The sequence below is a fragment of the Rhodanobacter sp. GW835-FHT13D09 genome, from assembly GCF_058793995.1.
Genome location: NZ_JBXAGL010000002.1, coordinates 256,395 through 278,340, shown reverse-complemented (window position 1 = coordinate 278,340; position 21,946 = coordinate 256,395). Strand labels below are relative to the sequence as shown.

Sequence of the window (21,946 nt, the reverse complement as noted above, 5' to 3'; positions counted from 1 at the left end):
GACATGGCTACGTACGCGATCGGCGACGTGCAGGGCTGCTACCCCGAACTGCAACGCCTGCTCGACAAGCTGCGCTTCGACCCGGCGCAGGACCGGCTGTGGTTCTGCGGCGACCTGGTCAACCGCGGCGGCCAGTCGCTGGACACGCTGCGGCTGATCCACGGCCTGCGCGGACACAGCGTGGTCACCCTGGGCAACCACGACCTCAGCCTGCTGGCGATCGCCGAGCGCCGGCCCGATGCGCAGGCGCGGGTGAACCCCGAACTGCGCGAGGTGCTGTTCGCCGACGACGCACCCGTGCTGTTCGAGTGGCTGCGTTCGCAGAAGCTGCTGCACCACGATGAACAGCTGAACTGGACCATGGTGCATGCCGGCCTGGCGCCGATGTGGACGTTGCGGCAGGCGCAGCGCGCCGCGCAGGATGTCGAGCATGAGCTGGCCAGCCCGCGCCATCCGCGGCTGCTGCGCAACCTGTTCGGCAACCGGCCGGCGCTGTGGTCGAGCCGGCTGCAGGGGCTCGACCGCCAGCGCGCCACCATCAACACGATGACGCGGATGCGCTACTGCGACGTCAACGGCCGCATCGACTTCGAGGCCAAGGGCATGCCCGGCACGCAGAAGCCCGGGTTGTATCCGTGGTTCGAGGTGCCCGGCATGCGCCGCCGCGACACCCGCATCGTCTGCGGCCACTGGTCCACGCTGGGCCGCTTCGCCGGTTGTGGCGTGTACTCGATCGACACCGGCTGCGTGTGGGGAGGACAGCTCACCGCCTTGCAGCTGGACGGGGAGGAACCTCGGTACTTCACCGTCAATGCCGAACCGCACCGCAAGCGGCCGCCAGGCGGCGAGGACTGAGCGCCCGGAGTGAGTGCGACGAAGGGTGCGCAGCAAGGGGCGAAGATAGCCCCGCTGACCACTGACCGACATAAAAAAACGAGAGGCATGGCCTCTCGTTTTTTTATGGGCGGGGGAGTGAACGGAAGCGTGGAGTGCGGGGCATCCGCACCCGTTTCTCACTCCTCGCCACCATCCTCGTCCCTAGGCCAGTTGGCCGTGGCAATGCTTGTACTTCTTGCCGGAGCCGCAAGGGCACGGATCGTTGCGGCCGATCTTGGGGCCGTCGTGCTGTGCCGGCTGCTGCGCCAGGCGCATGCCGGCGCCGACCGCCGCCTCGCCGCCGAACGCGCCGGCCGTCGGGGCTCCACCGCCGGTCGCCTGCATCTGTTTCTGCAGCCGGTCGGCCAGACGCCGCTGCTCGGCCTCCATCGCGGCGACTTCTTCCTCGCTGCGGATCCGGATGCGCGCCAACATCTGGGTCACTTCGGCCTTGATCCGGTCCAGCATCGCCGAGAACAGCTTGAACGACTCGCGCTTGAACGCCTGCTTCGGGTCCTGCTGCGCGTAGCCGACCAGGTAGATGCCCTGGCGCAGGTAATCCATGCTGGCCAGATGATCCTTCCAGGCGTTGTCGACCACGGTCAGCATGATGTGCTTTTCCAGCTGGCGCATGGTCTCGGCGCCGATCTGCGCCTCCTTCGCCTGGAACAGCCCGTTCACCCCGTCGCGGACGTGCTCGAGGATCATTCCGGCGTCGATCTCGTGCTGCTGCTCGATCCAGTGCTTGAGGTCGAGCGACAGGCCCAGCTCGCTTTCCAGCTCGCGGTCGAGGCCGGCCAGGTCCCACTGCTCGTCGATGCTGTCTTCCGGCACGTAGGCACGCACCATCGACTGCACCACGTCGTCGCGGATGTCGGCCACGGTGGCCGAGACGTCGTCGCCGTCGAGCAGTTCGTCGCGCTGGCGGTAGATCACCTTGCGCTGGTCGTTGGCGACGTCGTCGAACTCCAGCAGATGCTTGCGGATGTCGAAGTTGTGTTGCTCGACCTTGCGCTGCGCCTTCTCGATCTGGCGGCTGATCATGCGGTCTTCCAGCGCGTCGTCGTCCTTCATGCCGAAGCGCTTCATCCAGCGCACCAGGCCTTCGCCGCCGAAGATGCGCAACAGGTTGTCTTCCAGCGACAGGTAGAAGCGCGAGGAACCCGGATCGCCCTGGCGGCCGGAACGGCCGCGCAGCTGGTTGTCGATGCGCCGCGATTCGTGCCGCTCGGTGCCGATGATGTGCAGGCCGCCGGCGGCCAGCACCTGTTCGTGCAGCTTCTTCCACTCCGCCTTGCCGCGGGCGCGGTCGACCTCGCTGGCGTCCGCCGGCAAGGCCGCCAGCGCCGCGTCCAGGCTGCCGCCGAGCACGATGTCGGTGCCGCGGCCAGCCATGTTGGTGGCGATGGTGACCTGCCCGGGCGCACCGGCCTGGGCCACGATGTGCGCCTCGCGCTCGTGCTGCTTGGCATTCAGCACCTCGTGGACCACGCCGGCCTTCTTCAGCATCCCCGACAGCAGTTCGGAGACCTCGATCGAAGTAGTGCCGACCAGCACCGGTTGGCCGCGCTTGTGGCAGTCCTTGATGTCCTCGATCACCGAGTTGTACTTCGGCGTCTGCGACAGGAAGATCATGTCCGAGTTGTCCTTGCGGATCATCGGCTTGTGGGTGGGGATCACCACCACCTCCAGGCCGTAGATGCTCTGGAACTCGAACGCCTCGGTGTCGGCCGTGCCGGTCATGCCAGCCAGCTTCTTGTACATGCGGAACAGGTTCTGGAACGTCACCGTGGCCAGCGTCTGGTTCTCGCGCTGGATCGGCACGCCTTCCTTCGCCTCCACCGCCTGGTGCAGGCCGTCGGACCAGCGCCGGCCAGGCAGGGTGCGGCCGGTGAATTCGTCGACGATGATGACCTCGCCGTCGCGCACGATGTAGTCCACGTCGCGCTGGTAGATGCCGTTGGCGCGCAGCGCGGCGTTGAGGTGATGCACCACAGCCAGGTTCTTCGAGTCGTACAGGCCACTGTCCTGCTCGATCACGCCGGCCGCGCGCAGCAACTCGTCGGCGTGCTGCATGCCTTCCTCGGACAGGTGCACCTGCTTCTGCTTCTCGTCGACCCAGTAGTCGCCGGCGCCGTCTTCCTCGGTCTGGCGGATCATGTGAGGCACGATCCTGTTCACCGCGATGTACAGCTGCGGGGAGTCCTCGGCCGGGCCGGAGATGATCAGCGGGGTGCGCGCCTCGTCGATCAGGATCGAATCGACCTCGTCGACGATGGCGTAGTGCAGGCCGCGCTGGTAGCGCTGCTCCTTGCTGAGCGCCATGTTGTCGCGCAGATAGTCGAAACCGAATTCGTTGTTGGTGCCGTAGGTGATGTCGGCGGCATAGGCCGCGTGCTTGTCGGCATGGTCCATGCCCGGGTACACCACGCCCACGCTCAGCCCGAGAAAGCCGTACAGCTTGCCCATCTGGGCCGAGTCGCGCCGGGCCAGGTAATCGTTCACGGTGACCACGTGCACGCCCTTGCCGGCCAGTGCATTGAGGTAGACCGGCAGCGTGCCGACCAGGGTCTTGCCCTCGCCGGTGCGCATCTCGGCGATCTTGCCCTGGTGCAGCACCATGCCGCCGATCATCTGCACGTCGTAGTGGCGCATGCCGAGGGTGCGCTTGGCCGCTTCGCGGACCACCGCGAAAGCCTCGGGAAGCAGCTTGTCCAGCGCCTCGCCGGCGGCGACGCGCTGCTTGAATTCGTCGGTCTTGCCGCGCAGCGCGGCATCGTCCAGCTTCTCGAACTCGGCCTCCAGCGCGTTGATGCGGTTGACGCTTCTGGAAAGCTGGCGCAAAACGCGCTCGTTGCGGCTACCAAACAGGCTCGTCAGGGCACGATTGAACATCGATCTTCCGGATTGGGGAACTAAGGTGCCCGCCATGAGCACGGGCCAATCGGGCATGTTACTACATGCCATCGGGACGCCGCCCGCGGGGGAACCCTGCGGGAACGGGCAGATGCCGACCCGCCCTGCATGGTACCGGCCGCGGCCGGATTCAAGGGATAACGCGGCTGGGGAGCGACGTCAGCGGCGGTTGCGCACGAACGCCAGCGGATTGACCACGCGGCCGTCGTACCAGACCTCGAAATGCACGTGCGAGCCGGTGGAACGGCCGGTGGACCCGGCCCTGGCGACCACGTCGCCCACCTGCACATGCTGGCCCGGGCGCACATCCAGTGCGCTGTTGTGCGCATAGCGGGTCATGTAGCCGTTGCCGTGGTCGATCTCGACCACGTTGCCGTAGCCGCTGCGCTGGCCGGCGAATGTCACCATGCCCTCGGCCACGGCGTGCACCGGCGTGCCGAACGGGGTGGCGATGTCGATGCCGGTGTGCCGCGCCGACCGGCCGTCGAAGGGATCCGGACGCACGCCGAAATAGGAGGAGATGTAGCCCGGCACCGGCATCCCGGTCGGCTTCAGGTTCGATTCGATCCTGGCGTCCAGCAACAGGCTCTGCAGTGCCGACAGCTGCGCCTGCTGGGTGTCGAACTGGCCGGCCAGCTGGTTGATGCTGCTTTCCAGGGTCGGCGGCAGCGCATAGGCGACACCGGCGGTGTCCTCGACGCCGCCGACCGCCGGCTGCTGGTCGAAGTTGAACTCGCCGTCATCGAGCTTGCCGACCTCGGCCAGCCTCTCGCCGAGCGCGTTCAGCCGGGTCGACTGGGCCTGCAGTTGTCCGAGCTTCACGGCCAGCGCGTCGAGATCGCGATGGGCGTCCTGGCGCACGCCGGCCAGCTGGGTGTTCTGTTGCCGGATCTGCCGCTGCATGTCGCGGATGTCCGCCAGCGCGCGGTCGCGCGGACTGGCCAGCAGCAATGCCAGCGCCACCCCGGTACTCATGCAGCCGAGCACCGCCGCCGAGACCATCGCCAACAGCTTCCAGCGCAGGCGCCGGTCGGCCAGGTCGAGGGTTTTCGGCAATTTCCCGGCACGTGAGACGAGTATGATTTGCATGACTTTCCAAGATCGAATTCCGGCACCATGCAACGCGCCACCCCGGCCACTTCCCGCCGCGCCGGCAACGGGCCGAAGCCCCTCGCCGAATGCGGCTCCTTCGCGACACTGGCCCGAAAGGCCGGCGCGCTGGAAGCGCTGGACCGCGCACTGCGCCAGACGTTGCCCTCGCCGTTGCGCGAGCAGGCCAGATTCGCCGACCTGCGCAACGACCGCCTCGTCTTCCTGGTGTCTTCACCGGGCTGGGCATCGCGCCTGCGCTTGATGCAGACGCAGATCCTTGCCGCCGCGCATGCCATCGGCATACGCGCCAGTTCAGTCACCGTGAAAGTGGCCCCCCAACCACCGGTTGCAACGCCGCCGGATCGGTCGAAACCGCTTTCGCCTGCTGCGGCCACCCACCTCAGGGCAGCCGCCGCATCATTCACAGACCCCGAATTGCGGGCGCTGTTCCTCGAACTGGCGTCCTTCGCCGAAACTGCTGATTCCCCCTTGCCCGATCCGGACTGACTCGCCCCATCCGGATGCCGGCGACGGGTTTTATAGCACGGAGTTTGTTAAGACATAACCTGCCTCGTCATGGAGGCGTGAAGCCGAACGCGCTGAAAATGTCATGCGCATCACGAAAACGGCCGTGTCATGCGACACGGCCGTTTTCGTGGAGCCCTCCTGGTCAGGACAGGGGAGGCGCTTGCCCGGTTCAGCTTGCCTGGGCTGGGTGCGCGTAGGAGATCGGCGAGGTGGCCGGGTCGTCCTGATAGCTGACTTCTTCCCACGCCGTGGCATCGGCCATCAGCGTGCGCAGCAGCTTGTTGTTGAGTTCGTGGCCCGACTTGTGCGCGTGGTAGGCGCCGATCAGGCTGTGGCCGAGCAGGTACAGGTCGCCGATCGCGTCGAGGATCTTGTGCTTGACGAACTCGTCCTCGTAACGCAGGCCATCCTCGTTCAGCACGCGGTAGTCGTCCAGCACCACGGCGTTGTCCATCGAGCCGCCCAGCGCCAGATTGTGTTCGCGCAGCATCTCGATGTCGCGCATGAAGCCGAAGGTGCGCGCACGGCTCACTTCCTTGACGAAGGAGGTGGTGGAGAAGTCGATCTCGGCGCGCGAGGTGCGCTGGCTGATGATCGGGTGGTCGAAGTCGATCGAGAAGCCGACCTTGAAGCCCTCGAACGGCTCGAAGGCGGCCCACTTGTCGCCCTCCTGCACCTTCACCGGCTTCTTGATGCGGATGAAGCGCTTGGCCACGTTCTGCTCTTCGATGCCGGCGGACTGCAGCAGGAACACAAACGGACCGGCGCTGCCGTCCATGATCGGCACTTCCGGCGCGGACAGGTCGACATAGGCGTTGTCGATGCCCAGGCCGGCCATCGCCGAGAGCAGATGCTCGACCGTGGAGACACGCACCTCGCCGTTGACCAGCGTGGTCGACAGCCGGGTATCGCCGACATTGTCCTGGCGGGCGCGAAGATCGACCGGCGGAGTGAGGTCGGTGCGGCGGAACACGATGCCCGTATTCGGCGCCGCGGGACGCAAGGTCATATACACCTTGTCGCCCGTATGCAGGCCTACACCAGTCGCGCGGATGATGTTCTTGAGCGTACGCTGCTTGATCATTGTTGTTGGTACCTGTGTAGGCAGCAGCCAATCAGGGGCGGATGCTAACACAGTTTTAACCTGTGATGAAAGCAAACCGTACCGTACAGTCTGATTAAGCCTTCATGTTTCTTTCATCCTTGAAGGCTTCGTGCGTCCACCCTCATCTGATCCGATCAAACCACTGAATCGACACGACGCCCCGCGCCTGGGACGGGAATCCGGCACGGGACATCGAGCCGCCGGCGCGGACGGATCCGCCGCAGACGGCCATGCGTCATCCCGACGCACAGTCTTGTTGCTTGCCACAATGAACCAGCCCGGCCGCGGCCACTCGCTGCATCTCAAAATTACTGAGATTTTACCGGCGAGGCCGACCCGGCTGCAGGCAGCCAATCCGGCACGCTGGAAAGAGTGACCAGCCCGACGAGCATTTGTTCAATACTTTCGCAACTCTTTAACCAGTGCAAGTTGTTTGGAAGCCGGCCTCCGTCAGTCGGCCTGGCGACGCAGGAACGCCGGGATGTCCAGGTAGTCGAAGCCCGGTTCGGCATGCTTCGCCGGCGTGGCGGGTTCCGCACGGCCCTGGCTGGCTGCCATCTCGGGCTGGGCGTAGTCGACCACTTCGTTGCCGGTGCCGGTACGCAGCACCACCGGACGCGGCCGCATCTGCACCTGCTGGGTCTCGACCATGCGGATCGGCGGGTGCTGGCGCGAGGCCATCGCCCGGTTGAGGCCGGTGGCGACCACGGTGACGCGCACGTCGTCCTTCATCTCCGGATCGAGCGAGGTGCCCATCACCACGGTGGCGTCCTCGCTGGCGAAGTCGTGGATGATCCGGCCGATCTCGTCGAACTCGCGCATGGTCAGGTTCGGACCGGCGGTGACGTTGACCAGGATGCCACAGGCGCCGTTGAGGTTGACGTCCTCCAGCAGCGGGTTCTTGATCGCCGCCTCGGCCGCCGCCTGGGCGCGGTCGTCGCCGCGGGCGGTGCCCGAGCCCATCATGGCCAGGCCCATCTCCGACATCACGGTGCGCACGTCGGCGAAGTCGACGTTGATCAGGCCCGGGGCGGTGATCAGGTCGGCGATGCCCTGCACGGCGCCCTGCAGCACGTCGTTGGCGGCCTTGAACGCGTTGAGCAGGGTGACTTCACGGCCGAGCACGCTGAGCAGCTTCTCGTTTGGCACGGTGATCAGCGAGTCGACGTGCTGCGACAGGTCCTCGATGCCCTTCAGCGCGACCTGCATGCGCCGACGGCCCTCGAACGGGAAGGGCTTGGTCACCACCGCCACGGTGAGGATGCCCTTCTCCTTGGCCAGCTGCGCCACCACCGGCGCGGCGCCGGTGCCGGTGCCGCCGCCCATGCCGGCGGTGATGAACACCATGTCGGCACCTTCGAGCATCGCCTCGATCCGCTCACGGTCCTCCAGCGCGGCCTGCCGGCCGACCTCGGGGTTCGCGCCGGCGCCGAGGCCCTTGGTCACGTTGCCACCGAGCTGCAGGTGGGTCCGCGAGCCGCAGCTGCTCATCGCCTGCGCGTCGGTGTTGGCGACGACGAATTCCACGCCTTCGATGTTGGCATTGAGCATGTGCGCCACGGCATTGCCGCCGCCGCCGCCCACGCCGATCACCTTGATGACTGCATTGGGTGCGAGTTTATCGATCAGTTCAAACATTTCCCGTCCTCCGTAGAGTTGTTGTCGTTGTAACCATGGGTGGCGACTCCTGTCGGTCCATGGTGGTGGGCGGATGTCCCTCCACCCGGGGCGACGCCTCCTGCGCCACCCTGAAACCTGTCACTCAGAAATTCCTGGTAAGCCAGCTGCGCAGCTTGCCGACCACGCCGCCGACACTGCCGCCGATCGGCCCGCTGGCCCGCGTGCCGCCGGCGCGCGCGCCATGCAGCAGCAGGCCCACGCCGGTGGCATGCAGCGGACTGGAGATCACCTCGCCGAGGCCGTCGATCTGCTGCGGCACGCCGATGCGCACCATCTTGTGAAAGATCTCCTCGGCCAGCTCCAGCGCGCCTTCCATCTTCGAGGCGCCGCCGGTCAGCACCACGCCGGCGGCGACCAGGCTCTCGTAGCCGGAGCGACGCAACTGGTCCTGCACCATCTCGAAGATTTCCTCGTAGCGCGCCTGCACGCTCTGCGCCAGCGACTGCCGCGCCAGCCGGCGCGGCGGCCGATCGCCCACGCTGGGCACCTGGATGGTTTCCTCGGCATGCGCCAGCCCGGTCTGCGCGCAGGCGTACTTGATCTTGATCTCCTCCGCGTGCGCGGTCGGCGTGTGCACGCCGTAGGCGATGTCGCTGGTGACCTGGTCGCCGCCCACCGGCAGCGAGGCGGTGTAGCGGATCGAGCCCTGGGTATAGATCGCGATGTCGGTGGTGCCTGCGCCGATGTCGACCAGGCACACGCCCAGCTCGCGCTCGTCGTCGGTCAGCACCGCCTTCGCGCTGGCCACCGCCGACGGCACCAGTTCGTCCACGGTGAGGCCGCAGCGCTGGATGCACTTGGTGACGTTCTGCACCGCCGCCGCGGCGCCGGTGACCAGATGCACGTTCGCCTCCAGCCGCACGCCGCTCATGCCGATCGGCGCACGGATGCCGTCCTGGCCGTCGATGCGGTATTCCTGCGACTCCTTGTAGAGCACCTTGCGGTCGGCCGGGATCGCCACCGCACTGGCCGCTTCCAGCACCTGCTCCAGGTCGCTGGCGGTCACCTCGCGGTCGCGGATCGCCGCGTTGCCGTGCGAGTTGCGGGTTTCCAGGTGGCTGCCGGAGATCGAGGCATAGACCGAACGGATGTCGCAGCCGGCCATCAGCTCGGCCTCCTCCACCGCACGCTGGATCGAGTGCACGGTCGATTCGATGTCCACCACCGAGCCGCGCTTCATGCCGCGCGAGACGTGGGTGCCGATGCCGATCACGGTGATCGGCTCGCCCGGCTCGTACTCGCCGACGATCGCCACCACCTTCGAGGTGCCGATATCGAGTCCCACCACCAGTTGCTTGTCGTTGCGCGGCTTCATAGGGAAATGCTCATGAGCGGGGCGAACCTCCCTCGTTGGCGGCGGCCGCCTGCGGCCAGCGCACGGCGAATCCATTGGTGTAGCGAAGGTCGGCGTAGGCGAAGCCGTCGGCATGGCCGGCGATCAGCTGCGGGTAGACGTCGAGGAAGCGGCGCAACCGGCGCCCGGCCTGCTCGCGATCGCCGATCACGATCTGCGCGCCGTTCGCGGTGCCCACGCTCCAGCTGCCACGTTCGGTCAGCGCCACACCGGTGATCTGCAGGTGGGTGCCGGCGAACGCCTTGCTGGTTTCCGCGTAGAAGCTGACCACCTCGGCCAGCCGCGCGTCCGGCCCGCGCAGATCCGGCAGCGCGCCGATGCCGGTCATGCCGGGCGCCTCGAACACCAGCCCCTGTCGGCTGATCAGCTGCTTGTCGTTCCAGCGGGCGAACGGCTGGCGCTCGTAGATGCGCAGCTGCAGGGTATCCGGCCAGCGCTTGCGTGCCTCCACCGATTCCACCCACGGCAGCGCGGCCACCGCCTTCTGCACCGCATCGAGATCCAGCGCAAAGAAGCCCTTGCCCAGCCGCGGCCGCACCGCGGCGCGGATGTCGTCCGCGCTGACGTGCCGGAACTCGGCCTGCACGGTCAGCTGGGTCACCGGCCAGCGTCCGGCCGCAAACCAGCCGCGCAGAACGCCGACGATCGGCAGCACGACCAGCGCGATGGCGAGGCACCAGGCGACGAGGCGGACGGCTCCTTTCACATGCCCTCCCGGAAACTGGTTTCCAGCACGCGCCAGCACAGCTCCTGGTAGTCGATGCCGGCCGCCTTGGCCGCTTTCGGCACCAGCGAGTGCGAGGTCATGCCCGGTGCGGTGTTCACCTCCAGCAGCCAGTTGTGGCCTTGGCGGTCGCGCATCAAGTCGACCCGGCCCCAGCCGGCGCAGCCCAGCGCGTCGAACGCGGCCAGCGCCAGTGCGCGCAGCTCCGTCTCGGCAGCGCCTTCCAGGCCGGGGCACAAGTACAGCGTGTCCTCGGCGATGTACTTCGCGTTGTAGTCGTAGAACGCGCCCTTCGGCACGATGTGGATGCTGGGCAGCACCTGGCGACCGAGGATGCCCACGGTGAGCTCGTCGCCCTCGATCAGGGTTTCCATCAGCAGGTCGCCTGGATACTTCGCGGCCAGCTCGACCGCCTGGTCCAGCTGGGATTCCTCGAACACGCGGGTGACGCCCACGCTGGAACCCTCGCAGGCCGGCTTCACGATCAGCGGGAAGCCGATCTGTTTCGCCGCCGCATGCACAACCTGCCCCGGACCCGATCCGGGGGCCGCGCCGCGCGGCAGCGCCACGAACTTCGGCGTCGGCAGGCCCAGCGACTGCCACACGCGCTTCGAACGCGTCTTGTCCATCGACAACGCCGAACCAAGCACGCCCGAGCCGGTGTACGGCACCTTGAGCGCCTCCAGTGCACCCTGCAGCACGCCATCCTCGCCACCGCCATGCTGGCCGTGCAGGATGTTGAACACCCGCGCGAAGCCACCGGTGCGCAGCGCGTCGAGCAGCGCGGGGATGCCGTCGACCGGCTGCGCGTCCACGCCGCGCGCCTTGAGCGCTTCCAGCACGTTGCGGCCGGAATCCAGCGACACCTCGCGCTCGGCCGAGCTGCCGCCCATCGCCACGGCGACGCGGCCGAATCGGGTGGGATCCTTGATCATAGTGCTCACTTGCTTGCCCTCAAATGGCCGGTCTGCGCCAGTTCGACCGCTGCCGCGCCGATGTCGCCGGCGCCGAGCAGCAGCAGCAGATCGCCGTCGCGCAGCAGGGTCGGCAAGGTGTCCTTCAGGTCGCGCGGATGCTCGACCAGTACCGGATCGACCTTGCCGCGGGCGCGCACCGCCCGCGCCAGCGCGCGGCCGTCGGCACCGGCGATCGGCGCCTCGCCGGCCGGGTAGACGTCGGTCAGCACCAGCACGTCGACCTCGGCCAGCACGTTGGCGAAGTCGTCCAGCAGGTCGCGCGTGCGGCTGTAGCGGTGCGGCTGGAAACCGACCACCAGGCGGCGCCCGGGCCAGCCGCCGCGGGCGGCGGCGAACACTGCGGCCAGCTCGCGCGGGTGGTGGCCGTAGTCGTCGACCAGCAGCACGCTGCCCTGCTCCAGTGCGATCTCGCCGCGCCGGTGGAAGCGCCGGCCGACGCCCTGGAAGTTTTCCAGCGCACGCGCCAGCGCCTCGGCCTCGACGCCCAGCTGCCAGCCGATCGCGGCGGCGGCCAGCGCGTTCAGCACGTTGTGCCGGCCCGGCAGGTTGAGCTTCACCGGCAGCGCCTCGGCCCGGCCCGGCAGCAGCAGCTCGAAATGCATCTCGAAGCCGTGCTGGCTCACGTTCTGCGCGCGCACGTCGGCGTCGGCGGTGTCGATGCCGTAGGTCATCACGCGGCGTGTGGTGGATTTCGCCAGCACGGCCACTTCGGGGTCGTCCACGCACAGCACGGCCAGGCCGTAGAACGGCAGCCGGTGCAGGAAGTCGGCGAACGCCTTCTTCACCTCGGCGAAGTCGCCGTGATAGTTCTCCAGGTGGTCGGCGTCGATGTTGGTGACCGCCGCGATCACCGGCGACAACAGCAGGAACGAGCCGTCGGACTCGTCGGCCTCGGCGACCAGGTACTGCCCGGTGCCCAGCCGCGCGTTGGCGCCGGCCGCGTTGAGCTGGCCGCCGATCACGAAGGTCGGGTCGTAGCCCGCCTCGGCCAGCACGCTGGCGGTAAGGCTGGTGGTGGTGGTCTTGCCATGCGTGCCGGCGATCGCCACGCCGCGGCGGAAGCGCATCAGCTCGCCCAGCATCTCCGCGCGCGGGATCACCGGGATGCGCGCCTCGCGGGCGGCGACCAGCTCCGGGTTGTCCTGCCTGATCGCGCTGGAAGTCACCACCACGTCGGCATCGCCGATGTTTTCCACGGCGTGGCCTACGTGCACGTCGATGCCCAGTTGCCGTAGCCGCTGCGCGGTGGGCGAGTTGGCGCGGTCGGAACCGGACACCGCGTAGCCGAGGTTGTGCAGCACCTCGGCGATGCCGCTCATGCCGACACCGCCGATACCGATGAAGTGCACCCGGCGGAACGTACTCATCGGGTCCTCGTGCGCATGCAATCGACGCGGCGTCATGCGGCGACCTCCAGGCAAGCGCGCGCGATCACCTGCGCCGCATCGGGTTTCGCCAGCGCGCGCGCGGCTTCGGCCATCGCCAGCAGGCGGTGGCGATCGCCCAGCAGCGAGGCCAGCCGCTGCGCCAGAATCTGTACGTCCAGCTCGTTCTCCTGCATCAGTTCGGCGGCGCCGGCCGCCATCAGTACTTCGGCGTTGCATGTCTGGTGGTCGTCCACCGCATGCGGGAACGGCACCAGCAGCGCACCCAGCCCGGCCGCCGCGAGCTCGGCCAGGGTCAGTGCGCCGGCGCGGCACACGGCCAGGTCGGCCCAGCCGTAGCTGCCGGCCATGTCGTCGATGAAGGCCACCACCTGTGCCTCGACCCCGGCCTGCGCATACGCTTCGCGTGCTTCGTCGAGGCCGCGGCTGCCGCACTGGTGCAGCACCTCGGGACGCTGCGCCGGCGCCAGCCGGGCCAGTGCCCGCGGCAGCGCCAGGTTCAGCGCGCGCGCACCGAGGCTGCCGCCCAGCACCAGCAGGCGCGGCTTGTCGCTGCGCCCCGCCATGCGCGCGGCGGGCGGCGGCAGGGCGGCGATCGCTTCGCGTACCGGGTTGCCGACCCATTCGGCGCGCGGCAAGGCATCGGCGAAACCGGCCAGCACGCGCTTCGCCAGCCCGGCCAGCTTGCGGTTGGTGAAGCCGGCCACGCGGTTCTGCTCGTGCACCAGCAGCGGGCGGCGCAGCAGCCACGCGGCGAGGCCGCCGGGACCGGCCACATAGCCGCCCATCGACAGCACGCTGCGCGGCCGCACCTGGCGCAGCACCGCCAGCGAGGCGAACAGCGCGCGCAGCAGCATCAGCGGCGCCAGCAGCCGGGTGCGGATGCCCTTGCCGCGCAGGCCGCCGACCGCCACGGTGTGCAGCTCGATCCGCTGTGCCGGCACCACCTTCGTTTCCATCCCGCCGACCGCACCCAACCACACCACCGGAACGCCCTGCGCACGCAGGCATTCGGCTACCGCCAGGCCGGGGAAGATGTGGCCGCCGGTGCCGCCGGCCATGATCAGCACGGGTGCCTGTGTATTCATGCGGGCACCGCCTCGCGCGGCTTCACCGCGACATTCGCGTCAAGCGCGGCCACGGCCGCCGGCATCCGCGTGGCCATCTGCCGCGCGTCCAGCGCGCGGTTGATCTCCCAGGTGGCGCGCAGCAGCACGCCGGCCATCGCGCAGGTCAGCACCATCGACGAGCCGCCGTAGCTGATCAGCGGCAGGGTCAGTCCCTTGGTCGGCAGCGCGCCCAGGTTCACGCCGACCGACACGAACGCCTGCATCGCCAGCATCAGCGAGACGCCGAACGCGACGTAGCCGGCGAAGCGCTGGCCCACCTCGACGCCCTTCAGGCCCAGGTACAGGCCGCGCCCCACGGCCAGGCCGAACAGGCCGACCACCAGCGCTACGCCCGCCAGGCCCAGCTCCTCGCCGATCACCGCGAAGATGAAGTCGGTGTGCGCCTCAGGCAGGTAGGACAGCTTCAGAACGCTGGAGCCCAGGCCTACGCCGGTCCACTCGCCGCGGCCGATCGCCATCAGCGACTGGGTCAGCTGGAAGCCGTCGTTGAACGGGTCCTTCCACGGGTCCATGAACGAGGTCAGCCGCTTCATGCGGTAGCTCTCGCCGGTCGCCGCGATATACAGCAGCGGCATCAGCGGCAGGCCCATCAGGAACAGGAAGACCGGCCGCGCGCCGCCCAGCCAGACCATCGCGATGGTCACCGCGATCACCAGCGTGGCCGAGCCGAAATCCGGCTGCGCCAGCAGCAGCAGCACGATGATGCCGGCGACCAGCAGGGGCTTGAACAGGCCCAGGAAGCGCGTTTCCACGTTCTCGCGGTGGCGCACCAGGTAACTGGCGACGTAGATCACCAGAATGAGTTTTACCGCCTCCACCGGCTGGAACGTGGTGACCAGCAGGTTCAGCCAGCGCCGCGCGCCGTTGATGCGCATGCCGAAGTGCGGCACGAACACCGCCAGCAGCATCAGGAACGCCAGCGCCAGCAGCGGGAACGCGAACTTCTCCAGCAGCTTCAGCTCGGTGCGCATCGCCAGGCCGGCGGCGACCATGCCCAGGCCGAGGAACAGCAGGTGCTTCTTCAGGAAGTAGAACGCACCGATGTGCTGGCTGTCGGCCACCGCGATCGAGCTCGACGTCACCATCACCACGCCCACGCTGGCCAGCCCGACCAGCGCGACCAGCAGCCACGTGTCGAAGCTGCCGCGCGGTCCGCTGCGGCGTTTGGCCTGGGTGGCGGCGTCGAAAATCGGCATCAGCGCACCTTCAACGTAGCCAGACCGATCAGCACCAGCACCACGCTGATGATCCAGAAACGCACGATCACCCGCGGCTCCGGCCAGCCCTTCAGCTCGAAGTGGTGGTGGATCGGCGCCATCCGGAACACTCGCTTGCCGGTGAGCTTGAAGCTCGCCACCTGGATCATCACCGACGCGGTTTCCATCACGAACACGCCGCCCATCACCAGCAGCACGATCTCCTGGCGCACGATCACCGCCACGCAACCCAGCGCCGCGCCCATCGCCAGCGCGCCGACGTCGCCCATGAACACCTGCGCCGGATAGGTGTTGAACCACAGGAAGCCCAGCCCCGCGCCAGCCAGCGCGCCGGTGAAGATCGCCAGCTCGCCCGCGCCGGGAATCGACGGGATACCCAGGTATTCGGAGAACACCTTGTTGCCGGCCAGGTAGGCGAACACGCCGAGCGCGCCGGAGACCAGCACGGTGGGCATGATCGCCAGGCCATCCAGCCCGTCGGTGAGGTTCACCGCGTTGGAGAAGCCCACGATCATGAAATAGGTGATCACCACGAAGAACAGGCCCAGCGGCAGCACCACGTGCTTGAACAGCGGCACGTACAGCGCAGTCTCTGCCACCGGCAGGCCGGCGGCCGCCGCATGCGGCGCGCCGTAGTAAAGGAACAGTGCCGCGCCGAGGCCGAACACCGACTGCCAGAAATACTTCCAGCGGCTGGCCAGGCCGCGGCTGTCCTTCAACACCAGCTTGCGGTAGTCGTCGTAGAAGCCGATCACGCCGAAGCTCAGCAGCACCGCCAGCACCACCCACACGTAGCGGTTGTGCAGGTCGGCCCACAGCAAGGTGGCGACGGTGACCGAGAGCAGGATCATCACGCCGCCCATGGTCGGCGTGCCGGCCTTGACCAGGTGCGTCTGCGGGCCGTCGCTGCGCACCACCTGGCCGGCCTTCAACGCGGCCAGCCGGTTGATCAGCCACGGACCGCACAGCAGCGACAGCGACAGTGCGGTGAGCGCGGCCATGATCGTGCGGAAGGTGATGTACTGGAACAGATGCAGCGCAGTGAAATGCCGCGCCATCCAGTCAGCCAGTTCAAGCAGCATCGGATGCGTCCCCCTTGTTCTTGCCGGCATGACCGCCGAGCGCCGCCACCACCTGTTCCATGCCGGCCGAGCGCGAACCCTTCACCAGGCAGGTGACGCCCTCGTGCAGTTGCGCCCGCAGCGCGGCGATCAGCGCGGCCTTGTCGTCGAAATGCTCGCCACCCGCGCCGAACACCTCGACCGTGGCCGCGCCCAGCGGACCCACCGCGAACAGCCGGTCGACCCCGCGCTCGCGCGCCCGCGCGCCGATGCCGGCATGCAGCGCACGCGCATCCGGGCCCAGCTCGGCCATGTCGCCCAGCACCAGCCAGCGTTCGCCGCCGGCCAGCAGCAGGGTGTCGATCGCCGCCGCCATCGAACTGGGGTTCGCGTTGTAGCTGTCGTCGATCACGGTCCAGCCGCCGGCCATCGCCTCGCGGCGCAGCCGGCCGGCCACCCCGGGCACCTGCTCCAGCCCGGTCACGATGGTGTCCAGCGGCACCGCCAGCGCCAGCGCCACCGCGGTCGCGGCCAGCGCGTTGGCGATGTTGTGGCGGCCGGGCAGCGGCAGTGCCACTTCGGCATCGCCCTGCGGCGTGCTCAGCACGAAACGCGAACCGTCCACGCGCTGCTCGACGATGTCGGCGCCGACGTCGGCCGGCTGATCGAGGCCGAAGCGCAACACCTTGCGCGCGCCGGCCAGGCCGGTGAAGAAGCTGGCGAACGCGTCGTCGGCGTTGATGATCGCGATGCCGTCGGCCGGCAAGGCCTGGTACAGCGCGCCCTTGGTCTCGGCCACGCCTTCGATGCTGCCCATGCGCGCAAGATGCGCCGGCGCGATGAGCGTGACGAGGCCGATATCTGGCCGTGCGATGGCGGCCAGGTAGGCGATGTCGCCCGGCTTGCCGGCGCCCATCTCGAACACCGCATATTCGGTGTCCTGCGGCATCGCCAGCAGGCTCAGCGGCAGGCCCAGCTCGTTGTTGAAGTTGCCGGCGCTGACGTGGGTGCGGCCATGCCGCGCCAGGATCGAGGCGACCAGCGTCTTCACCGTGGTCTTGCCGTTGGACCCGGTAATGCCGACCACCTGCACGTTGCGCTGCGCGCGTACCGCGCTGGCCAGGTCGCCGAGGGCCAGTTCCGTGTTGCCCACCAGCACCTGCGGCAGATCGCTGTCGACCTTGCGCGTGACCAGCGCGGCGACCGCGCCGCGCGCGGCCGCCTCGGCCAGGTAGTCGTGGCCGTCCACCCGCTCGCCCCTGATCGCCACGAACAGGTCGCCGGGCTGCAGTTTGCGCGTATCGATGGCGACGCCGGTCACCTCGACGTCGCTGCCGAGCAGGCGGCCGTGGGTCCACAGCGCGATGGCGGCGAGCTGCATCATGGGCGTGCCTCCCCGCCGATCCGTTCCAGCACGGCGCGCGCCACCGCCAGGTCGTCGAACGGATGCTTGCCGGCGGCGCCTTCCTGGTAGGTTTCGTGCCCCTTGCCGGCGATCAGCACCGCGTCGCCAGCACGCGCCAGCTGCAGCGCATCGGCGATCGCCGTCGCCCGGTCGCGCTCGACCACCATCGCGCGCGCCGCCTGCATGCCGGCGACGATCTGCGCCACGATCGCGTCGCCGTCCTCGCCGCGCGGGTTGTCGTCAGTGACGATCGCCACATCGGCCAGCCGCGCCGCGATCGCGCCCATCAGCGGACGCTTGCCGGCGTCGCGCTCGCCGCCGCAGCCGAACACGCAGATCAGCTTGCCGGCGCAATGCGCGCGCACCGCGCCCAACGCCTGTTCCAGCGCGTCCGGCGTGTGCGCGTAGTCGACCACCACCAGCGGCTGGCCGTGCAGGCCGCCGAGCCGGCTCATACGGCCGTTCACCGGCTGCAGTTGTGCGACCACCTCGACGATGCGCGCGAACGGTTCGCCCAGCGCGCCGAGGCAGGCCACCACCGCCAGCAGGTTCGCCACGTTGAAGCGGCCGATCAGGTGGCTGCGCACCGCCCGCGTGCCCCACGGCGTGCGCAGCATGAACGACAGTCCCTCGGCCGAGGTGGTGATCGCGCTGGCGACGACTTCCGCCTCGCCGTCGCCGGCCATGCTGAAGCGCAGCCGCTGCACGCCGGGCGGCAGCTGCCCGGCCAGCTCGCGGCCGAACGCGTCGTCGACGTTGACCGCCGCACTGCGCAAGCCCGGCCACGCGAACAGCTTCGCCTTCGCCGCGCCGTAGGCCTCCATGCTGCCGTGGTAGTCCAGATGGTCGCGAGTGAGGTTGGTGAACGCCGCCACCTCGAAATCCACCGCCGCCACGCGGCCCTGTTCCAGCGCGTGCGAAGAGACCTCCATCGCCACGTGGCTGACGCCGGCGTCGCGGAACTCCGCCAGCAATTCCTGGACCGTCACGGCGTCGGGCGTAGTGCGCTCGCCCTCGCGCAACCGGCCGTGCACGCCGGCACCCAGCGTGCCGATCGAGGCGGCGCGATGGCCGAGCAGGGTCAGCGCCTGCGCCAGCAGCTGCACGCAGGAGGTCTTGCCGTTGGTGCCGGTGACGCCGACCATCCGCAGCGACTCGCTGGGGCGTTCGTAGAAGCGCGCGGCGATCTCGCCGACCTGGCCGTGCAGGCCCTCGATCCACAGCACCGGCACGTCCAGCGCGGCGGCGGCGTCGACCACCGGCGCCTCCGCCAGCACCACCTGCGCGCCGCGCTGCACCGCACCCGGGGCGAACGTGATGCCATGCCCCCGGGTGCCGCGCAGGGCAAAGAATGCATCGCCACGCCGCACCCGGCGCGAATCCAGCGCCAACCCGGAAACCACGATGCGGCCGGCGCCCGGCACCGCGGCGACCTGCGCGTCGGCGATGCCGAGCAGCAACTGATCGAGATGGCCGGTGCTCATGGGGTGCCCCCGTCGATCGGCGCGTCGTCGAGCGGTGCATCCACCGGCGCCTTGCTGCCGACCAGCCCGTCGACATTCTGCAGCGGGCCGCCCACGTACCAGCGGCCGATGTTGTCCGGCGGCACGTCGAGCAGGCGCAGCGCGCCCTCCATCACCTTGGAGAACACCGGGCCGGACACCGTGCCGCCGTAGTAGCTGCCCTTCTGCGGGTCGTCGATCACCACCACGCCGACCAGGCGCGGATTCGATGCCGGCACGATGCCGGCGAAAGCCGAGGTGTAATTGCTCTTGGCGTAGCCGCCGGCGCTGGCCTTGTGCGCCGTACCGGTCTTGCCGGCCACGCTGTAGTTGGCGATGCGCGCCAGCGTGCCGGTGCTGCCGGGTCCGGTCACCGTCTCCATCATGCGGATCAGCTGGTTCGCCACTTCCGCCGAGATGATCTGCTTGGCCTCGCTCTCGCCACCCTTGATGAAGGTGGGGTTGTGCATCACGCCGCCGTCGGCGATGGTGGCGTAGGCGTTGGCCAGCTGCAGTACGGTCACGTTGAGGCCGTAGCCATAGCCGAGGATGGCCTTCTCCAGCGGCCGCCAGTCGCGGCCGATCCGCAGATGGCCGGACGCCTCGCCGGGAAAGCCGCTCTCGGTGCTGTTGCCCAGGCCGAACGCGCGATAGGTGTCGTACATCAGCGAGGTGTCGAGCTGCATGGCGATGCGCGCGGCGCCCACGTTGCTGGACTTGGTGATCACCCCGGTCGGCGTCAGCAGGCCATAGTTGTGCGTGTCGTGGATGTCATGGCCCTGGAAGTACCAGTGGCCGCCGGTGGTGTCGATGATCGGACCGGTCGGCGTGAACCTGCCGCTGGACAGCGCCGCCGCCATCAGGATCGGCTTCACCGTGGAGCCCGGCTCGAGCACGTCGGTCATCGCCCGGTTGCGGCGCTGGTCCGGGCGGCTGCCGCCGAGCGCGTTCGGGTTGTAGGTGGGCAGGTTGGCCATCGCCAGCACCTCGCCGGTCCTGACGTCGAGCACCACCATCGAACCGGAGCTGGCCTGCGATTTTTCCAGCGCGGTCTTCAGTTCGCTGTAGGCCAGGAACTGGATGCGGCGGTCGATGCTGAGCGTGAGGTTCTGCCCCGGCTTCGGCGCGCGCACCTGCTCGATGTCCTCCACCACGTGGCCCATGCGGTCGCGGATCACGCGCTTCGCGCCGGGCTTGCCGGCCAGCCAGTCGTCGTAGGCCAGCTCCAGGCCTTCCTGGCCGCGGTCGTCGATGTTGGTGAAGCCGAGCACGTGCGCGGTCACTTCGCCGGACGGGTAGTAGCGCTTGAACTCGCGCTGGCCGTTGATGCCGGGAATGCCCAGGTCCAGCACCGCCTGTGCCGCGGCCGGCGCCATCTGCCGGCGCAGGTAGACGAACTCGCGGTCGGAACGCTGCGCCAGCTGCGCCTTCAGGCCTTCCGCATCCACGCCCAGTGCCTGCGCCAGTGCCGGGATGTGCTCGTCGCTGTCCAGCACCTCGGCCGGATTCGCCCAGATCGACATCATCGGGGTCGACACCGCCAGCGGCTCGCCGTTGCGGTCGAAGATGGTGCCGCGTGACACCGGGATCGGCACTTCGCGCAGGAAGCGTGCATCGCCCTGCTTCTGGTAGAACTGCTTGCGCACCACCTGCAGATCGAACGCCCGCGCAATCAGCGCCACCGAGACCAGGCCGAGCAGGCCGACCACCACCACCATGCGCCGCCGCGCGCTGGGACCGGCGCCGCGGCGGCGGCCGGGCTGGGCGGGGGCGATGTGGTTGCGCCAGCTCATCAGCGCAGCAACCGGATGTCTTGCGGACGCGGATCGACCATGCCCAGCTTCTGCCGGGCCTCGTCGTCGATGCGCCGCGGCTCGGCATAGGTGGCCTGCTCCAGTTCGAGCTTGCCGTATTCGATGTTCAGCTCGTCGCGCTGGTTCTGCAGCGCGGTCAGGTTGACGAACAGCACGCGGCTCTCGTGGCGCGTCCACACCACGCCGAGCGCACTGGCCAGCACTGCGACCAGCAGCAGCATCAGGCACAGGGCGCCGATCGCCTTCACGACAATTTCTCCGCCACGCGCAGCACGGCCGAGCGCGAGCGCGGGTTCGCCGCCTGCTCGGTATCGGACGGGAACTGCGCCTTGCCGACCGCCGCCAGCCGCGCCGGCGCGGCCTGCACCGGCGGGCCGCGGCGGCTGTTCTGCACGCGGCCGGAGTGGTCGCGGAAGAACAGCTTCACCGCGCGGTCCTCCAGCGAATGGAAGCTGATCACCGCCAGCCGGCCGCCCGGCCGGAGCCGCTCCAGCGCCGCATCCAGCCCCTGCTGCAGGGCATCCAGCTCGCCGTTCACGCGGATGCGCAGCGCCTGGAAGCTGCGCGTGGCCGGGTGCTTGCCCGGCTCGCGCCGGCCGGCCACGCGCTCGATCAGCGCGGCGAGCTGGCCGGTGCGGGTGAACGGGCTGGCATCGCGATCGGCCACGATGGCGCGGGCGATGCGCCGGCTGTGGCGCTCCTCGCCGTAGTGCCAGAGCACGTCGGCGATCTCGCGTTCGCTGGCGCGGGCCAGGAAATCCGCGGCGCTCTCGCCCTGGCTGGGGTCCATGCGCATGTCCAGCGGCGCATCGGCCATGAAGCTGAAGCCGCGCGCGGCTTCGTCCAGCTGGGGTGAGGACACGCCCAGGTCGAGCAGCACGCCGTCGAGACCAGTCGCGGTCTCGTCCCACTCGGCCAGGCTGGAGAAATTCGCGTGGCGGATCGTCACGCGCGGATCGGCGGCGAACTCGGCCCGCGCGGCGGCGATCGCCGTCGGATCGCGGTCCATCAGCAGCAGCCGGCCGTCGGGGCCGAGGCGCGACAGCACCGCGCGGGCGTGACCGCCGCGACCGAAGGTTCCATCGAGATAGCGCCCGCCAGCCTGCACGGCGAGTCCCTCCACTGCTTCACCCAGCATCACCGGGATGTGCCGCAAAACTTGCTCGGCCATGCCGCACTC

General features: G+C 68.8%; 18 protein-coding genes. 2 read left to right on the top strand and 16 right to left on the bottom strand.

The genetic code is table 11. The annotated features are described in order from the left end of the window. Nucleotides 1-3 precede the first annotated feature (3 nt). Nucleotides 4-855 (top strand): symmetrical bis(5'-nucleosyl)-tetraphosphatase, encoded by an 852-nt coding sequence (locus AC1Q5A_RS04085; RefSeq protein WP_492698574.1) that lies wholly within the window; start codon nucleotides 4-6, stop codon nucleotides 853-855. Nucleotides 856-1,038: 183 nt separating this feature from the next. Here the strand turns inward: AC1Q5A_RS04085 and secA are convergent, their stop codons facing one another. Together secA and AC1Q5A_RS04075 are read right to left on the bottom strand one after the other, a co-directional pair. Continuing rightward, complete coding sequence (gene secA, locus AC1Q5A_RS04080; protein ID WP_492698572.1) at nucleotides 1,039-3,771, bottom strand: preprotein translocase subunit SecA; 2,733 nt, start codon at nucleotides 3,769-3,771, stop codon at nucleotides 1,039-1,041. Nucleotides 3,772-3,951: 180 nt separating this feature from the next. Continuing rightward, nucleotides 3,952-4,881, bottom strand: a complete 930-nt coding sequence (locus tag AC1Q5A_RS04075) for a M23 family metallopeptidase (protein WP_492698570.1) — start codon at nucleotides 4,879-4,881, stop codon at nucleotides 3,952-3,954. 27 nt (nucleotides 4,882-4,908) lie between these two features. Here AC1Q5A_RS04075 and AC1Q5A_RS04070 point away from each other — a divergent pair, with 27 nt between their 5' ends. Further along, nucleotides 4,909-5,391: a DciA family protein gene (locus AC1Q5A_RS04070; protein ID WP_492698568.1), complete on the top strand. Its 483-nt coding sequence runs from the start codon at nucleotides 4,909-4,911 to the stop codon at nucleotides 5,389-5,391. 190 nt (nucleotides 5,392-5,581) lie between these two features. On the opposite strand, the gene lpxC is transcribed toward AC1Q5A_RS04070, so the two are convergent. The 14 genes from lpxC to rsmH form a co-directional block, all read right to left on the bottom strand. Further along, a complete protein-coding gene (gene lpxC, locus AC1Q5A_RS04065) occupies nucleotides 5,582-6,496 on the bottom strand; it encodes a UDP-3-O-acyl-N-acetylglucosamine deacetylase (protein ID WP_492698566.1) in 915 nt (304 codons plus the stop codon). A 471-nt stretch (nucleotides 6,497-6,967) separates the two neighbouring features. Then, on the bottom strand, nucleotides 6,968-8,155 hold the full coding sequence (gene ftsZ / locus AC1Q5A_RS04060; RefSeq protein ID WP_492698565.1) for a cell division protein FtsZ: 1,188 nt from the start codon (nucleotides 8,153-8,155) through the stop codon (nucleotides 6,968-6,970). 124 nt (nucleotides 8,156-8,279) lie between these two features. Next, nucleotides 8,280-9,512 carry a cell division protein FtsA gene (ftsA, locus tag AC1Q5A_RS04055; protein ID WP_492698563.1) on the bottom strand — a complete coding sequence of 411 codons (1,233 nt, stop codon included), beginning with the start codon at nucleotides 9,510-9,512 and terminating at the stop codon, nucleotides 8,280-8,282. Nucleotides 9,513-9,522: 10 nt separating this feature from the next. Continuing rightward, entirely contained in the window at nucleotides 9,523-10,257 is a 735-nt protein-coding gene (locus AC1Q5A_RS04050; RefSeq protein WP_492698561.1) for a cell division protein FtsQ/DivIB, read from the bottom strand. Further along, a complete protein-coding gene (locus tag AC1Q5A_RS04045) occupies nucleotides 10,254-11,210 on the bottom strand; it encodes a D-alanine--D-alanine ligase (protein ID WP_492699052.1) in 957 nt (318 codons plus the stop codon). Before AC1Q5A_RS04045 ends, AC1Q5A_RS04050 begins: the two co-directional genes overlap by 4 nt. A gap of 5 nt (nucleotides 11,211-11,215) precedes the next feature. Next, nucleotides 11,216-12,655 (bottom strand): UDP-N-acetylmuramate--L-alanine ligase, encoded by a 1,440-nt coding sequence (murC, locus tag AC1Q5A_RS04040; RefSeq protein ID WP_492698559.1) that lies wholly within the window; start codon nucleotides 12,653-12,655, stop codon nucleotides 11,216-11,218. Next, nucleotides 12,652-13,725, bottom strand: a complete 1,074-nt coding sequence (gene murG / locus AC1Q5A_RS04035; RefSeq protein ID WP_492698557.1) for an undecaprenyldiphospho-muramoylpentapeptide beta-N-acetylglucosaminyltransferase — start codon at nucleotides 13,723-13,725, stop codon at nucleotides 12,652-12,654. Before murG ends, murC begins: the two co-directional genes overlap by 4 nt. Next, the gene (ftsW, locus tag AC1Q5A_RS04030) at nucleotides 13,722-14,963 is read right to left on the bottom strand and encodes a putative lipid II flippase FtsW (protein ID WP_492698555.1); all 1,242 of its coding nucleotides are present in this window, start codon (nucleotides 14,961-14,963) and stop codon (nucleotides 13,722-13,724) included. Before ftsW ends, murG begins: the two co-directional genes overlap by 4 nt. Continuing rightward, entirely contained in the window at nucleotides 14,963-16,066 is a 1,104-nt protein-coding gene (gene mraY / locus AC1Q5A_RS04025; RefSeq protein ID WP_492698554.1) for a phospho-N-acetylmuramoyl-pentapeptide-transferase, read from the bottom strand. Before mraY ends, ftsW begins: the two co-directional genes overlap by 1 nt. Further along, entirely contained in the window at nucleotides 16,056-17,429 is a 1,374-nt protein-coding gene (locus AC1Q5A_RS04020) for a UDP-N-acetylmuramoyl-tripeptide--D-alanyl-D-alanine ligase (protein ID WP_492698553.1), read from the bottom strand. The genes mraY and AC1Q5A_RS04020 overlap by 11 nt, the downstream gene beginning before the upstream one ends. After that, a complete protein-coding gene (locus AC1Q5A_RS04015; RefSeq protein WP_492698551.1) occupies nucleotides 17,426-18,934 on the bottom strand; it encodes a UDP-N-acetylmuramoyl-L-alanyl-D-glutamate--2,6-diaminopimelate ligase in 1,509 nt (502 codons plus the stop codon). The genes AC1Q5A_RS04020 and AC1Q5A_RS04015 overlap by 4 nt, the downstream gene beginning before the upstream one ends. After that, nucleotides 18,931-20,745 carry a peptidoglycan D,D-transpeptidase FtsI family protein gene (locus tag AC1Q5A_RS04010; protein WP_492698549.1) on the bottom strand — a complete coding sequence of 605 codons (1,815 nt, stop codon included), beginning with the start codon at nucleotides 20,743-20,745 and terminating at the stop codon, nucleotides 18,931-18,933. Before AC1Q5A_RS04010 ends, AC1Q5A_RS04015 begins: the two co-directional genes overlap by 4 nt. Continuing rightward, a complete protein-coding gene (gene ftsL, locus AC1Q5A_RS04005) occupies nucleotides 20,745-21,005 on the bottom strand; it encodes a cell division protein FtsL (protein ID WP_492699050.1) in 261 nt (86 codons plus the stop codon). The genes AC1Q5A_RS04010 and ftsL overlap by 1 nt, the downstream gene beginning before the upstream one ends. Before the next feature lie 5 nt (nucleotides 21,006-21,010). Then, nucleotides 21,011-21,937 carry a 16S rRNA (cytosine(1402)-N(4))-methyltransferase RsmH gene (rsmH, locus tag AC1Q5A_RS04000; protein ID WP_492698547.1) on the bottom strand — a complete coding sequence of 309 codons (927 nt, stop codon included), beginning with the start codon at nucleotides 21,935-21,937 and terminating at the stop codon, nucleotides 21,011-21,013. Nucleotides 21,938-21,946: the final 9 nt, after the last annotated feature.

Coding starts and splice junctions, on each gene's coding strand:
- secA (WP_492698572.1), bottom strand. CDS start 3,771: ATGTTCAATCGTGCCCTGACGAGCCTGTTTGGTAGCCGCAACGAGCGC.
- murG (WP_492698557.1), bottom strand. CDS start 13,725: ATGAATACACAGGCACCCGTGCTGATCATGGCCGGCGGCACCGGCGGC.
- mraY (WP_492698554.1), bottom strand. CDS start 16,066: ATGCTGCTTGAACTGGCTGACTGGATGGCGCGGCATTTCACTGCGCTG.
- AC1Q5A_RS04010 (WP_492698549.1), bottom strand. CDS start 20,745: ATGAGCTGGCGCAACCACATCGCCCCCGCCCAGCCCGGCCGCCGCCGC.
- AC1Q5A_RS04020 (WP_492698553.1), bottom strand. CDS start 17,429: ATGATGCAGCTCGCCGCCATCGCGCTGTGGACCCACGGCCGCCTGCTC.
- AC1Q5A_RS04045 (WP_492699052.1), bottom strand. CDS start 11,210: ATGATCAAGGATCCCACCCGATTCGGCCGCGTCGCCGTGGCGATGGGC.
- AC1Q5A_RS04085 (WP_492698574.1), top strand. CDS start 4: ATGGCTACGTACGCGATCGGCGACGTGCAGGGCTGCTACCCCGAACTG.
- lpxC (WP_492698566.1), bottom strand. CDS start 6,496: ATGATCAAGCAGCGTACGCTCAAGAACATCATCCGCGCGACTGGTGTA.
- AC1Q5A_RS04015 (WP_492698551.1), bottom strand. CDS start 18,934: ATGAGCACCGGCCATCTCGATCAGTTGCTGCTCGGCATCGCCGACGCG.
- murC (WP_492698559.1), bottom strand. CDS start 12,655: ATGACGCCGCGTCGATTGCATGCGCACGAGGACCCGATGAGTACGTTC.
- rsmH (WP_492698547.1), bottom strand. CDS start 21,937: ATGGCCGAGCAAGTTTTGCGGCACATCCCGGTGATGCTGGGTGAAGCA.
- AC1Q5A_RS04070 (WP_492698568.1), top strand. CDS start 4,909: ATGCAACGCGCCACCCCGGCCACTTCCCGCCGCGCCGGCAACGGGCCG.
- ftsW (WP_492698555.1), bottom strand. CDS start 14,963: ATGCCGATTTTCGACGCCGCCACCCAGGCCAAACGCCGCAGCGGACCG.
- AC1Q5A_RS04075 (WP_492698570.1), bottom strand. CDS start 4,881: ATGCAAATCATACTCGTCTCACGTGCCGGGAAATTGCCGAAAACCCTC.
- ftsA (WP_492698563.1), bottom strand. CDS start 9,512: ATGAAGCCGCGCAACGACAAGCAACTGGTGGTGGGACTCGATATCGGC.
- ftsZ (WP_492698565.1), bottom strand. CDS start 8,155: ATGTTTGAACTGATCGATAAACTCGCACCCAATGCAGTCATCAAGGTG.